This is a genomic window from Chryseobacterium sp. Leaf394 (assembly GCF_001424105.1).
Classification (GTDB): Bacteria; Bacteroidota; Bacteroidia; order Flavobacteriales; family Weeksellaceae; genus Chryseobacterium.
Map to the genome: position 1 here is coordinate 1,554,248 of NZ_LMQH01000011.1, position 14,209 is coordinate 1,568,456.

Here is a 14,209-nt window from a genome sequence, read left to right on the forward strand (position 1 = left end):
GGAAACATGGTTGTTTTTGAATGAGCTTAGAAAACTGCAGAACAGTAAAGTATTCATCAACAATTACACTCTGATGTACGAGGTTACGTCTGTTGAAGCGGGTAACAAAGATAATTTTACAATACGGCTGAATTGCTATTTTGAGGACAAGGAAATAAAAAATTCTGTAGCAAAAATTGAAATCATACTACAGGAAATTAACAGTAAATATCTTGTATCGTCAACAATTAAAAACAATCTGACCCACTGGAAATTAAAAACCATTGAAAACTACAGTTTTTATTCTGAAAAGGAGATTGATGAAAAAAATCTGAGAGATTTTATTGCAAAAAACAATAAACTGAGTTGTAATTTAAAAGAACAGAAAATTCCCACTAAAGTGTATTGTATTGATGATATTTTCAATGCTTACGGGCTCTTGGGAATTGATTATAAGAGAGATGATTCCCCAAATATTTTTTTTCTGGGAGTAGAATTGGCAAGAGATAATAATCAAAGTACCATGATTGTTGCTACAGAGAAGGGAATGCTGGAGGACTTTTCTTTTGGCACCTTATGGAAAGCGAGGATTACTGAGAAATATCCAATAAAGAATCTGTACATGCCTGTTTTAGAAGGCTATTCATATATCAACGATGGAGATCCTTTTTATAAATGGGAACAGATATGGCTTCAGTTTAAAAGCACTTATCTAGTCTCTCAAAAAACAGATTGGCTGTCGCTGTATGGTACAAAAGAAAATTTCAGCCTTCCTTCAACCCCAAAATATACTGAAAATCTTATCAATGCACTGATCATTAAAAAAATTGAAAAAGAAAAAGGCTTCAGTGGTGTTTTGGAACTTTTAAACTGTGGAAAATTCGACGGTGAAAATCAGGACAATTACTTTAAAACACTGGAAAAAGTTTCGGGAATTACAAAAGCGAATTTCAATGAAAATATTGACAAACTGATTACCAGTGAAAATTTAAACAGATAGGATTTTTTTAGCGTAACATTTGCATACGCATTACGTAATTATTCACCTAAAAAAAATTATATGAAACATTTACTTATTTCGTCCATTCTTCTACTCACTTCGTCAACGGTTTTCAGTCAGAATCTTAAAAAAGTTACCTATCAGGACGGTTCACAAAAACTCAACGGTCTGGTCACTTCAAATGCAGGAAAAAAACTACCGGGAGTTCTTATTCTTCCGGCCTGGAAAGGTATTGATGACGAAGCAAAAACCGCCGCTGCAGATTTAGAAAAACAAGGTTATGTAGCATTTATAGCTGACATTTATGGGGAAGGAAATGTGCCGACCGACAATGAATCAGCGGCAAAAACAGCTGGGTTTTATAAAAAAGATTTTGCTGCTTATCAGAAAAGAATTTCCCTGGCTCTGGAACAGTTAAAGAAAAACGGAGCCATTCCTGAAAAAATAGCCGTAATCGGCTACTGTTTCGGAGGTACCGGTGCTTTGGAATCTGCGAGGGGAAAACTGCCGGTGGTAGGAGTTGTTTCCATTCATGGCAGTCTTGGAAAAGATCAGTCGAGACCGAACGAAGCCATTTCAACTAAAATCTTAGTGGAAAATCCTGCGGAAGATAAAGGAGTAACGCCTGAGGACTACAACAATCTGGTTAAAGAAATGAATGATGGGAAAGCGGATTGGCAAATCATTACATACGCCAATTCAAAACATACTTTTACAGATCCAAAATCAGCAGATTACAATCCCGTAATGGCAAAGAGAGCGTGGAATCACACCCTGATGTTTCTGAAGGAAATTTTGAAATAAATTAAAAAGCAGCGTAGTTAACTTCTACACTGCTTTTTTCTATTTTGTCACCAACTCTGCGGTAACAGATTTTGGAGAATATTTGGTTAAAGAACCCGTCGCTGCATCTATTCCCACTCCGATTGCTCCACCGATAAGAATGTTGACCAATGAAACTGCGTTGAAAGTTTTCGTAAGCTTAACTTCCTGAGATACAAAACCTTCTTTTGCGAAAGTTACAGTCTGCCTGCTCAAAGATCTCGGGATTTCTTTTTCGCAAGGCGTTGTACATTTTTCAACACCTTTATGAAAAACTTTTGCCCCTTCCGGTGTTGAAGTAAAAGAAATCTTGTCTTTTGTACCCGTCAGAATCGTTGCGCATGACGTTGTGGAAATTGCCAAAGCCAGCAATAATCCATACGATAAAAATTGTTTCATGTATATTTTTTAGTGCGGCAAACTTAATGAAATAATTCATGAAATTAAGATTTAAATTGAAGCGAAAATTAATTTATTAAATATTTAAAATGATATTTTAAAACATTGATAAACTAGCTATCTCCATCTTTAGATTTTTTATTATTCACTGATTGTATTGCAATTGGAACACCAGCCATATTCATTTTCTTTATCCTGTAATCTTATTTTCGCAATCTCTCCACAATTTTCGCAAGTTTGCTTATCACTCTCAATTTCTTTTGCTTCATAGTCACAATCGAAACAGCTCCATGTTGGTAGAGGGAATTTTCCGCCGATAAACCATGTGAATGACTTTTCCTTACATTTCGGACATATCTGTAATCCCATAATTAATTATTTTCCTGTTCTCTATTCACCAATTCCATCGAAAATGCTGGGAGGCAGATCGCAATGTATTCACATGTCTCCGCAAACGGATTGCTGTACCGTACTCTTGCTCCTTTTTCTATCATAATACTCTGCCCTTTCTCTAAAATAACCTCTTCGCCATCGATTTCGAATTTCTTTTTACCTGAAATAATTACGGTAAATTCATCGAATTCCGGAGTCTGATGCGGCTCGCTCCAGTTCGCCGGCGCTATCATGTGGGCAATAGAAATGTTGGGCGTTTGGGTGGAATTTCCCCACTGTTCTTCGATCAGTTTGCCGTCGTTAGTAGGAACGACAAAAGGAGATTTCTGGATTTTATATTTTTTCATAATTTATTTTTGAACGCAAAGTTCACGAAAGATTTTTAAAATAATTCTGTTTTAAGTTTCATAAAGCCGTTCTACTTCTAAAGCTACAGTTGTTTAACAAAATTATACTTAACAAATTTTTAAATCTGGAGTTTGCTCCATCAGCAAAATCTGCGTGAAATGATTTTAACTAAAATGATTTTCCTTTTTAATTTCGTATACAAAATTAGTTCGTGTAGGTTCTCCGAAATAGGCAATTTCTTCTTCAGCAATTTTCTTTCCCCCCAATCTTTCCAAAGCAATCTGAGACCGGAAATTCTCTTTTCCGATATGAAAATAGACTGTATCAACAAACTGGAAAATGTAATCCATCATCAGTTTTTTAATCTGCGGATTAATGCCTTTTCCCCACGAATAGGTTCCGTAAAAAGTATAGCCAATGAAAATGCTGTTTTTAGCTTCATCAAAATCATAGAAACGCGAACTTCCCAAAATATTTCCGGTTGACTTTTCTACAATTTTAAAAGCGCCCTGACTTTCCATTGCACCTTTAAAAAAGTTTTCAAACATTTCTCTTTTGTAACGGTCTTTATTGGGATGTTGCTCCCAGACTTTCGGATTGGAAGCCACCTCATACAACAACTCAAAATCCCCTTGCTGCAAGGGGATTAATTGGTATTCTCCGTTTTCCAAAACAGGCTGAATAGAAAAATTCATCTTTAGAAATTTTATTCTTAACTTTTTGTTTTGGCAGCGTCAGCTTCTATTTTTTTGATTTCCTTTAATTTCTCAGCAATTTTGGTAACTGCATCAGGTTTTGCCGGCTTCAAAGCGACTTCAGCCTGAGCCATATCCCATTTAATCACGAGATTTCCTGAGTTTTCGTCTGTTGGATTGATGGTAATTTCAAACCACTCCTGTTTGTCAGCCAATTTATTTACAGGTACAGTTACGTCTACCACATCGTTTTTAGCGTCATACGTATAAGCACCCCACTGCTGGAAGTCTTTGTTCAAAATTACTTTCCAGTCTTTTTCTGTTGGTACGATGAACAATCCGTAAGTTCCTGCAGGAACCATTTTTCCGCCGAAATTCACTGCCTGACCGAAGGTGATTTTTGTAGATGAGTTCGCACCCGCTCTCCAAACCTGTCCGTAAGGAACCAGTTCTCCAAAGATTTTTCTTCCTTTCACGCCTGGTCTTCCGTAATCGATGGTGATTTTAGACATTGAAAACTGCTGTTCCACTTTCTGACGCGGACTCGCTGCCGGTACCGAATAATCCTGTGCAAAACTGAAAGCAGACGCTGATATGCAAACTGCGAATAATAATTTTTTCACTTTATTTTAAATTTTGCTAAAATTACAAAATGGATAGGAGAAATTGGTTCTTGAGTCTGATAAAATTTGTTAAAATAAATATTGATTTAAATGAAATTATATTTAAATGAAAATAAAATTTGAGACTGCCAGTTTTTGACAGTCGCGCCACATTACTTTGCAAAATAATTAGAAAAATAAGTTATGAATGATTTTAATTACACTGTAATAGTGCCACCAATGTTACATCTGATGCTTGGTTACGAGACACAAATATTTAAAAATGAAAATTTACTTGTTGCAAGACAGGAGGCCTTACATTATTTATCAAAGATTGTAAATGATGCTTTAGAGAAAAATGTCATTCAGATATTTGACTTTGAAAATGCAAATTCTACCGACCTTAAGCAAATAACGACTTTGGAAGAAAGTTTTTATCATAAAGACAATCAAATTTTAAATTTCAAAAAACTTTCTGAATGTAAAATCACTTATCACTTTAATGATTATATCCGAAAAGATGCAGTCATCAATCAGACAAACGAAAGAAAAGCAGATGAAACACTGAATTTCTACGGTTTTCTTTCTATTCGTCTTAGTTATCACGGCGATATTGATATTCCGCATATGAAAAGATCTTATTCTATTTTTGAATTTAGAAATGCAAATTATTTTATTTCTCTATCTGCTGAGCGAAGACTGCTGAAAACTTTTAACCCTGCAAATCAAATTGTTTATGCTGAACTTGAAGATTTGGTTTCTGAAAAACACTTCAACAAATTAGAAAAAACACATGAAGCCAAAGAAGTATTTTACCGTGACGATAATGCTTTTGAAAAAGAAATTATAACGACAGAAAAATATTTTGAGTTTGAAAGAATCTATCTTTCTCTGGTGAATTCCAAAGGTTTAAAATATGTTTTTTTTCCTTTTAAAAATAAGAAAACAACATGTAAATATCTGCGCTTTTTCGAAAAAATGTATCCTTCTAAAAAGCCGCTAACTTTTTTTACGCGAGTAGAAATTGAAGATAAAATTTACATGGTTTTTGAACAGATTAATAATGACAGAGAAAGCATTATACACGCTAAAACAGGTAAAGTATATTTCCGTTCAAATCTCGGTGTTACTGAAGCGAGTGAAGATACATTGCTTTGTGAGATTTTAGATTACGAATACATTAATCCGGAATTAAGAATCTTATTAGACATTTTATAACAGCAAAAAAATAATCTTATGCACGCACAAAACCCTCTAATCAGTTATGTAGTGACAACCCAATTTGTTGAGAACAGTGTTGGACTAAAGATCTTACACCAGAAAATATTCACTGATCTTGATATTCCTGAAGCCAGAAATAAAGCTTTTGAATATTACGACGCAGCTATAGAAATATTGCACGGTGAAAGTGAAATTATAACTACAGAAAATGGAAAAATTATCTATCAAAATCCTGAGAAATTTAACCGAGGATTGTCAATTCAAATGCGAATTAATGAAGATTTTAAATGTTTTGGAATTGCTGATAAAAAAGATAAACATTATCTGCTTGATGCACATTTTGATTTGTCTAAAACCGATCAGCGTAAACAGCAAATTGGTCGAAGTACAGAGAAAAAATATTATCATCTATTGAAAATTAATTTTAAAAGAAATGAAAAATACAATATAGAAATTCCTTTCAATACTGCGATTGGGAAGAAATTGCTTGAAAGTTTACAAAACCGAAATGTCGAAGAAATTGAGTTTTTAAAATATAATTTAAAAAACAGTGTTGATATAATTTTGGAAACAGTTTGCGCATTTCTCAATTCAGGAAAGGGAACAATTATTTTCGGACAAGACGAAAATTTCAGCATTGAAGACGGAAATGAAAAACTTTTTGAAACCTGCAGTGCCTTAAAAAATCATCTTGAAAAAAACTTTGAGAAACACTTAGATCTGATTAAACTTTCAAAACATAATTATTTTGGGAAGAAGTTTGTAAAATTTGAGATTTCAAAATCTGAAACAGCTGTTCTGTATAAAAAGGAGTTTTATTTCAGAAACCGCTTTGGGAATGTGTTGGATTTGGATAGGAGTTTTCTTTAGTGGGTGAATTGATATATATTTGTAAAAATTGAAATAGCATGAATGGAACTGACAAACTTATTAATATGGTTGAAACTCAAAACAAAGATTTTAAGGAATATTTTGTGGAATCTTGTTTATTTATCAAACCTGAATTTGTGGAGAAACGTGCAGCTGAAATGCTCAACATTATTGAAAAAAAAGAAAAGCTACCAGTACGTTTTTCACGAAAACTTGGTGGGGTTTATTATTCAGATGGTAAAAAAGTTGGCGCAAAAAATAATAAGTATAAAAATAATGCACAAAAACTTATTGAAAATAATTTAATTCATAGAGATACTTCTATTTCAGTGTTTTTTGATGGAACAGGAAATCAGACTTTGGTGAAAAAAATTCACGAATATACATCTCATCTTATAAGTTCTGGAAGTTATAGCCACATAATAAATTATACAATTTCTCACGTTTGGGGAGAAGTTACAAATCCATTATATTTCAGTTCATTGTGGAACATTGTAATTATTCCTGATTATCTCAATTATATTATGGATAAACCCGAACACCAAGATAAACGTAATTCTGAGATTAAAAATTTAATTAAAGCTTTATGCATTGAACTTTATAATCCTAATCATTTATTACCAAAAGGATTAAATATCCAGAATGTTACACAAGAATATCATGACATAGCAAAAAAAATGATTGATGAGAAAAAAATTTCATTTATAGAAGTGAGAAAGGAAATTTTAGCGGAAGAAAAAAAAGAAGAAAAACTGTCAGAAACTGCTATTATTAAAAGCGATGAATTTTTATCAAAAAATAAAGAATTTATCTTTGGGAAATTAGCTGAAATTAAAGAGCTGAATTTGGATATGGTAATTTTACCAATACTTTTAGACAAAGTAATATGTAAGGACTTTTTCGGATTAGATTACGCAGTATTACAAAATAAATCTGAAGAAAAAAAAGAAAGATATTATTCTAAGGACTTTTTTAAGGACTCTAATGGAACTGAATATCAAATTACAAACCATTGGTTTTTTAAACAGCGTGAACTTTTTAGTGAATGGCATAATAAATTAGTAGAGAAATATTCGAATGAAATAATCATCCAATAAATAAAATCACTAAATTAAAATTTCATCCATTCCTCTCCAAAGCCCTTTCCCAGTAACTCCTTATTTTTTCCTTCAGGGAAATCGGTTCAATAATTTTTAGAGACCAAGATCTTTTCATCAATTCCATAAGAAAATCTTCGTTGGGTTTTACAAAAAATTCAAACTGAATGTTTTCTTTGTTTTCAGAAACAATTGTTTGGGATTGATGAATGGGATTGGCTTTCAGGTAATTTCCATCACGTAAATCATATTCCAGAATCATTTTTTCCGGTTCTCCATTTGTAAACATTCCCATAGCATTTTTGTATGGCGTTTCAAAATCAATATTTTGAGGTCGAAATCTTCCAGCTTCTTCTATTTTTCTGATTCTTTCTAATGCATAACTTTTGAAAGGAATTGCAGGATCTTTCTCATCATCAGCTAAAACATACCATTTAAAATCTTTCTGTTTCAATCGGTACGGATTGATAATTTTCTCTTTCTTATTTTGTGAAATATAATCGAAATAAGAAATTTTAAGCTTCTTCTTCGCTTCAATTGCCTCAGAAATCACATGAAAATAATCTATTCCTGTATTTTGTCTTGTTTCTGGAATGACGAATCCTGGAAGTAACATATCAGAATTTAATGAAGCTAAAAATATTGCAGAGTTCATCAAATCATTCTGGAAGATGCTTTCTGAAACATCATGTATGGAATATCTATTATAATTATCGCATTTAATCTCTATTTTCCACAAATCAAAGATTGCCGTTTTGTCTTTCTCAAAAGTCGAGGAACTATATTTTTTCAATTCTAAATTTAAATTGCCGGAATAAACTTCAAACTTTTTTAAGACTATTATGCAAATGTCTTTAAAAGTCAGCTTCCCGTTATTTTCTAAAATAGTTCTAACCAACATTGTGAGTCTCAAAAATCTTCTGTTCATATATTGATGTTGCTAATTGCAAATTTAAAATATTAAAGCAAAAACCTCATAAGAAACTTACAAGTTTAGATTAAAATTATTCCGGTCTTGCTTTCCACTTCAGCAGGATTTTTGTGTAGAAAAACACAAACAGAAATCCGCAAATTAATAAGATGTAGCTCAGTCCGAAACCTAACGTATCGATAATGGTTTCGCAATATCCGTTGATTTCTGTGCATGCTTCCCTCTGATGAAAAGTAATGATTCCGAAAATCAGAAGTACAAAAAGTACAAACCCGTTCAGTGAAATATTAACGAAGATAGATGTGATGAGTTTGTTGAATTTATTCATCGCAAAAATCGGGATCGAAAGTACAAAAATGCCTATCAGTAAACCGACATAAGACACAAAAAACTCTTCTTTTCCTGAAACTGAAACGGCGTATAAAACCGTTATCAGAGTGACTGCCAAAACCAAAAGTCCGGCAGAAATAATGCTGAACAGCAGCGATTTTAAACCTGTAATTCTAAAGCTGAAAACAACGGTCGATAAGAAAAACGCAATCCAGAGATAAATGTGAATATTTTCTGAGAAAAAATCGTAAGATTTTACATCGTCAACGCTGGTGAGAAAGTCCTTCAGGTTGTTCGAGTAATAGTAATATTCGGTTGTGTTTTTCTTAAAATAATCTTCGGGAGAAATTTGTGAACTGATCTCTGGATTGAAATCTCTGACCAGAATGCTGTCGTTGACAATTTCGCCTTCTCTGTTCACAATAGCTGCATCAGCGTCTACAACACTCACCGCGGAATCGGCTGTTACAGCAACTTCATCATAATATTCAGAATTATCAGGATCATATTCCTGTCCTTTCAACGGTCTGTATTTTTTGATAAAGTACCGGACTTTAAAATCTGTCGGTGCATAAACCATTTTAGTCCACTGCTTTGCTTCCAGATTATTTTCAATGGCAAACTGACTCGAAATTTTCAGGAACTGTGACAGTAATTTTTCGATTTCAGCTGCATTGTTTTTATCTAAAAGCTCTGCCGTTTTTCTGTTGATTTCGGCTTTTTTCTTTTTAAGTTCTGTAAATCTATTATCAGCACTATCATCTTCGTAATAGCGGATATTTCTGTAATCGCTGATTCTGTTTTCGTATTCATAAAACAAATCGGAGAAATTGTAGAAACTGATGCCGTCAGATTTGATATAGGAAGACATATCTACAACGTCTTTCTTGAAATAAAATGTTTCAGATTTGCCGCCGTTTCGCTCAGAATAGATTGCTTCTATTTTCTGAGATCTCTCCGGCTCAGGGACAATAAATTCACTGTAACTGTCTTTTTTGTATGAAGTTTTCGAGTAAACCGTATTAAACTGATATACTCGGTTGTAATAGACATGATACTTTTTGGAACGGTCGATTTTCTTGATGTCTGTCTCGCAAAACAAATTCTCAAAAGGTTTAGGCGCGATACGGTTATCCAGTGTATATAATTCCAGATCCTGACTTAAGAAAGCCTTACCAAGGTTGATGGTTTCGATGTTCTTTTTCATCTCGGCATCAGGATATTTATTGTTGATGTACATTCTGAAACCAATCATGTACGGGAAATAAAAAGTGGTGCAGACAAAAATAATTACAAAATACTGGAAGAACTGAGAGAAGAGTTTTCCTTTGGAATTTGGGTAAAAATTCTTGAAAGCATTGTTTTTAAACATCATAATCAGCCATCCGACGATCATCAGAATAGAAATGATAAGATGGATCAGAATAATTCCGTCACGGAAGTAATCGTCTGTAACATTCGATGTCTGCAATGATTTTGGATTGACGTGCGAAACATAACCGATAATAAAAAATAAGATATGAACTATAATACCCGCCGAAAGCATCCAGACAATTTTGGTATTCCAAATGGTCGGATATTTCTCAAGCAGATATTGATTGAATTGATTTATTTTTTGCATTGTAATTTAAATTAATGATGGACTAATTAACGAAAAACCGTCTGGTTGAAGATGAAATATTCCGGATGTAAACAATGTCGGTTTTGGCATTTCCCAAGGCTGACATTACATCATAAAACTCGGTATCTGCCGAGAAATACGCAACATAAACACCACCGTTAAAATTCAGTTTTTCTAAATTAAATGCGTTGAAAACATCCAGCAGATTTTCTCTGGAACTCTGAGTGTCGATTTCTATAATCAAACCATCATTTTCAGCATTATTAAGTTCAGAATTGTCTTTGTACTGACCGTTTTTCAGGAAGATAACCTTGTCTGAAACTTTTTCCACTTCATACAATTGCTGCGAACTCAAAATCAAAGCTATCGGATTGTTGACGGAGTTGGCAATCGATTTTAAATCTTCCAGAATCACCTGTTGCGCCAAAACATCAAGATTCGCCAACGGTTCATCCAAAAGCAGAATTTCGGGTTGTCTGAGCAGTGTTCTTGCAAGTTCGAAACGCATTTTGTAGCCCGACGACAGTTCGCTCCACTTCAAATGTTTGTAATTCCAAAGTCCGAGGCGGGCTATCATCATCAGCGTCCGGATTTCGTTTTCTTCAGGTTTTACGCCGTAGTTGGACAGGACAAATTTCAGATTATCCTTCAGACTACCGTACCATTTTTCCGTTCGTTGGGGGATGTAAACCAGCTTTGTACAAAGATCGAAATCATCTTTCGGTTCGGTATTAAATGAATAATTCAAATCACCTTCATTAAAAGATATTTCTTTAGCTAAAATTCGTAGCAACGTAGTCTTTCCATTTCCGTTTTCTCCCACGAGACCGTAGACCTGCCCTTTATTGATTTCCATAGAAACCGGACCAAGGGAAAATCTGTTGCTGCCGTAGGATTTTAAAATATTTCTCGCCCGAAGCACAGATTTTTCTGTCAAATGCTCCTGCACGGGAATTTTTTCAATTTTAGCGAGGAGAATTTTAGATTTTTCAATCAGTTCGTCGGTGTAGGTTGGGAATTTTTCTTTCCAGTCTGTAAGCTCGATTGCTTCACTGTAAATCTCCATGTTTTGCGTATCCATGGCGCAGTCGAGCAGTTTTCTGAATCCCAAAACGGTATCTTTATTGTCAAAGAAATGCTGAACTTCGTTCACACGCTGTTGATGTCTCGTCATTTGGCTATTTTAATTAAACGAATATAATTAAAATTCAGAAGCAAAATATATCAATTTACAGAGAGAAAATTTAATCAAAATGTTTCAGCACTTAGATACCAATAGTTGACTCAAACGCCCATTCCCGTCATCATAGACATGTAATAGTTGGCGCAGTGCAGAGAAATCAGCAGCAAAATATTTTTTTCTTCAAATGTTTCCAGAATTTCCGAAGTGTAGATTTGATATTCATAATTCAAGCTTCGCCATTGTACATGGGGTTTCATCATTAAAAGTTCGCTTCCTTTTTCATCAGTAAGCACGAATGATTCCCTGAAAAAACCTTTATGACTGAAAGTGTAATTTTTCTCAATATCATCGAAATAAATATTCATTACGATGTTGCCGTCCCAATTCATTGTAAACTGTAAAATAACTTTTTTTCCATCCAGCACTTCTACCGTCGTTCCCCAAAAACCTTTTGGTTCCACCTGATATTTTGAATTTGTAATTTCAATTTCTGCACTGAATTTAAACCAGCTTGTGTAATTCAGCTGTCCGATCGGCTTTCCGTCTTTTGTTACTTTAAAATCGGTGTATTTTTCTGCGATAGCATGATATTCCATACTTGTGTTTTTTGTAATTCTAAGTTAATTATTTTCTGTGATACGATTTATTGACGGTTTAATTTTTGATCTAAATTTTCTAAATATTGTGACCAAGCACCCGTGCAACCAGCATAACACTCAAATTCTGGAATCAGTCCGTCATGCGTGAAAGTGATTTTGGTTTTGTCATTTTCTTTTGATATGCCGAAACTTATTTTTGTTCCTGTCCACTCGTCAGTTTCTTTCAAGAATGTCAGGTTGCTCTCAATTACTTCCCAAATTATTTTTTCATTTAAAATTATTTCTTCTAATTTTTGAACCGAATTGTAAGCTCCATTTCCTGCACTGAAACTGAATTCATCATTTACATTCTCTGATTTTCCTGTAATGATTTCATTATGCAAACCGATCCACCAATTTTTTGGATTAATAAGAATTTCATAAACTTCCTCCGGAGATTTTGAAGTTGAGAATGAATAAGAAAAGTTTTGAGTTGACATATTTTTAATTTAATCTAAATATAAAAAAATGAGTTTAATTATATAAATTAAAATTTAGTATAAAATCATCAACAACTTTCAGTAAACTTCTACTATCTTGTACTATCCTGCCCCATTCATTTTTTATTCGAAAAAATATTATACTTTTAAAAAGTAGAAAGTTTCAGATTTTAAACAGCAAATAAAATTGTTTGATCTAAACATTGTGCAACCGATTACTTTCTGTGATGATTAAACAATAAAAACAAACCCAATCAATGAACAACACCAATTCAGGAAACTCCATTTCTTCTTCCTCAAAAAAGAGAAATTATGGTTTGCCGCTCATTCTGATCACAAGTTTGTTTTTCTTCTGGGGATTTATTCACAACCTCGATCCTATTCTGATTAAACATTTGCGAAGTGCATTTCAGTTAAATCATTTTCAGGCTTCGTTAGTAGATTCTGCAGTTTTTGCCGCATACTTTTTATTGGCAATTCCGGCAGGGATGATCATTCAGAAATATGGTTACAAAACAGGAATTCTGGTCGGATTATTCTTCTTTGCAGCAGGATGTTTTCTGTTTGTTCCTGCGGCCAATACCGTGAGTTACCCGTTTTTTCTTGGAGCTTTATTCGTTCTGTCATGTGGTCTTGCCATTTTAGAGACGGCAGCTAATCCGTACATCACCGTTTTGGGACCGCCTGAAAAAGCCACGCACAGACTGAACTTTGCACAGTCTTTCAACGGTTTGGCGGCTTCAATTGCTCCAATCGTTGGCGGAATTTTTATATTGAGTGAAGAACCAAAATCGCAGGAAGAGCTTGCGACGCTCAGTCAGGCAGCAAAATTAGCTTACATTCAGGCTGAAACTTCGCTGGTAAAAGAACCTTACATTATTTTAGGACTAATTCTTTTATTGGTCATGTTTCTGTTTCTCTTCATCAAACTGCCTGATGTGACGGAAAGCGATGAGAAATCTACAAAGAACTACTTTCAGGTTTTAGGCGTGAAAAATGTGGGATGGGGAGTTTTAGCACAGTTTTTTTACATTGGTGCACAGATTTACATCTTCAGTTTCCTTTTGGTTTTTGCCGAAGATGCTATTGATATGAAAGGTCAGGAAGCTAAATATTACGCTGGCATAGCAGGATTTTTATTTATGGTCGGCCGTTTTGCAGGTACTTTTCTGATGAAATATATTTCGCCACAAAAACTCTTAAGAGTTTACAGTATAATCAGCATTGCTCTTACGGTTTGGGTCATCTTCGGATCAGGAATTTCGACACTGTATGCTCTTGTTGGCTTGACATTCTTTATGTCTATCATGTTCCCGACGATTTTTGCTTTGGGAATTGAAGGTGCAGGATCAGATACAAAACCCGCTTCAAGCTTACTGATTATGTCGATTGTCGGAGGCGCAATCATTCCACCGCTTGCGAGCAAGATTACAGATATTTCAGGGAATATTCATTTTTCTTATGCACTCCCTCTACTCTGTTTTATCATTGTATTTCTGTTTTCATTACGATTCAGAAATAAAAAGTCTTCATAAAAAGATATCTATGATCTTGGTTAAGTGAAACGCCTTTGTGAAACTAAAAAACAGTAATTAGAAAAAAACTTAGAGAACTTTGTGTTCAAAAAACAACACAGCAGA

At 34.0% G+C, this 14,209-nt stretch carries 16 protein-coding genes; 6 read left to right on the forward strand and 10 right to left on the reverse strand.

Annotated features, from left to right (window positions below; genetic code table 11):
• Both ASG21_RS11660 and ASG21_RS11665 read left to right on the forward strand, forming a co-directional pair.
• The coding region (locus ASG21_RS11660; RefSeq protein ID WP_185113727.1) for a hypothetical protein at positions 1–979 on the forward strand (979 nt) is incomplete at its 5' end.
• 60 nt (positions 980–1,039) lie between these two features.
• Entirely contained in the window at positions 1,040–1,783 is a 744-nt protein-coding gene (locus ASG21_RS11665) for a dienelactone hydrolase family protein (protein ID WP_056080054.1), read from the forward strand.
• Between the two features lie 39 nt (positions 1,784–1,822).
• On the opposite strand, the gene ASG21_RS11670 is transcribed toward ASG21_RS11665, so the two are convergent.
• The 5 genes from ASG21_RS11670 to ASG21_RS11690 all read right to left on the reverse strand — a co-directional run bounded on the left by ASG21_RS11670 (position 1,823) and on the right by ASG21_RS11690 (position 4,259).
• Positions 1,823–2,200 carry a PEGA domain-containing protein gene (locus ASG21_RS11670; RefSeq protein WP_056080056.1) on the reverse strand — a complete coding sequence of 126 codons (378 nt, stop codon included), beginning with the start codon at positions 2,198–2,200 and terminating at the stop codon, positions 1,823–1,825.
• Positions 2,201–2,341: 141 nt separating this feature from the next.
• On the reverse strand, positions 2,342–2,569 hold the full coding sequence (locus tag ASG21_RS11675) for a hypothetical protein (RefSeq protein WP_056080059.1): 228 nt from the start codon (positions 2,567–2,569) through the stop codon (positions 2,342–2,344).
• A gap of 2 nt (positions 2,570–2,571) precedes the next feature.
• Positions 2,572–2,940 carry a cupin domain-containing protein gene (locus ASG21_RS11680; RefSeq protein WP_056080062.1) on the reverse strand — a complete coding sequence of 123 codons (369 nt, stop codon included), beginning with the start codon at positions 2,938–2,940 and terminating at the stop codon, positions 2,572–2,574.
• 165 nt (positions 2,941–3,105) lie between these two features.
• Entirely contained in the window at positions 3,106–3,636 is a 531-nt protein-coding gene (locus ASG21_RS11685; RefSeq protein ID WP_056080065.1) for a GNAT family N-acetyltransferase, read from the reverse strand.
• 17 nt (positions 3,637–3,653) lie between these two features.
• Positions 3,654–4,259: a DUF2911 domain-containing protein gene (locus ASG21_RS11690; RefSeq protein WP_056080068.1), complete on the reverse strand. Its 606-nt coding sequence runs from the start codon at positions 4,257–4,259 to the stop codon at positions 3,654–3,656.
• Positions 4,260–4,442: 183 nt separating this feature from the next.
• Between ASG21_RS11690 and ASG21_RS11695 the strand changes: the two genes are divergently transcribed.
• Genes ASG21_RS11695 through ASG21_RS11705 form a run of 3 tightly spaced genes read left to right on the forward strand, consistent with a single transcriptional unit; the run spans position 4,443 to position 7,426 of the window.
• Positions 4,443–5,456, forward strand: coding sequence for a hypothetical protein (locus tag ASG21_RS11695; protein WP_056080071.1), 1,014 nt, complete (start codon positions 4,443–4,445; stop codon positions 5,454–5,456).
• Positions 5,457–5,474: 18 nt separating this feature from the next.
• A complete protein-coding gene (locus ASG21_RS20440; protein ID WP_056080074.1) occupies positions 5,475–6,329 on the forward strand; it encodes an ATP-binding protein in 855 nt (284 codons plus the stop codon).
• 38 nt (positions 6,330–6,367) lie between these two features.
• The gene (locus ASG21_RS11705) at positions 6,368–7,426 is read left to right on the forward strand and encodes a hypothetical protein (protein WP_056080077.1); all 1,059 of its coding nucleotides are present in this window, start codon (positions 6,368–6,370) and stop codon (positions 7,424–7,426) included.
• A 22-nt stretch (positions 7,427–7,448) separates the two neighbouring features.
• On the opposite strand, the gene ASG21_RS11710 is transcribed toward ASG21_RS11705, so the two are convergent.
• The 5 genes from ASG21_RS11710 to ASG21_RS11730 all read right to left on the reverse strand — a co-directional run bounded on the left by ASG21_RS11710 (position 7,449) and on the right by ASG21_RS11730 (position 12,569).
• Positions 7,449–8,354 (reverse strand): WYL domain-containing protein, encoded by a 906-nt coding sequence (locus ASG21_RS11710; protein ID WP_056080080.1) that lies wholly within the window; start codon positions 8,352–8,354, stop codon positions 7,449–7,451.
• A gap of 76 nt (positions 8,355–8,430) precedes the next feature.
• The gene (locus ASG21_RS11715) at positions 8,431–10,308 is read right to left on the reverse strand and encodes a hypothetical protein (protein WP_056080083.1); all 1,878 of its coding nucleotides are present in this window, start codon (positions 10,306–10,308) and stop codon (positions 8,431–8,433) included.
• A 22-nt stretch (positions 10,309–10,330) separates the two neighbouring features.
• A complete protein-coding gene (locus ASG21_RS11720) occupies positions 10,331–11,482 on the reverse strand; it encodes an ABC transporter ATP-binding protein (protein WP_056080086.1) in 1,152 nt (383 codons plus the stop codon).
• A 110-nt stretch (positions 11,483–11,592) separates the two neighbouring features.
• A complete protein-coding gene (locus tag ASG21_RS11725) occupies positions 11,593–12,087 on the reverse strand; it encodes a hypothetical protein (RefSeq protein WP_056080088.1) in 495 nt (164 codons plus the stop codon).
• Between the two features lie 47 nt (positions 12,088–12,134).
• Positions 12,135–12,569: an SRPBCC domain-containing protein gene (locus ASG21_RS11730; RefSeq protein ID WP_056080091.1), complete on the reverse strand. Its 435-nt coding sequence runs from the start codon at positions 12,567–12,569 to the stop codon at positions 12,135–12,137.
• A gap of 257 nt (positions 12,570–12,826) precedes the next feature.
• Between ASG21_RS11730 and fucP the strand changes: the two genes are divergently transcribed.
• Positions 12,827–14,104 carry an L-fucose:H+ symporter permease gene (gene fucP, locus ASG21_RS11735; RefSeq protein ID WP_056080094.1) on the forward strand — a complete coding sequence of 426 codons (1,278 nt, stop codon included), beginning with the start codon at positions 12,827–12,829 and terminating at the stop codon, positions 14,102–14,104.
• The last annotated feature ends 105 nt before the right edge of the window (positions 14,105–14,209 follow it).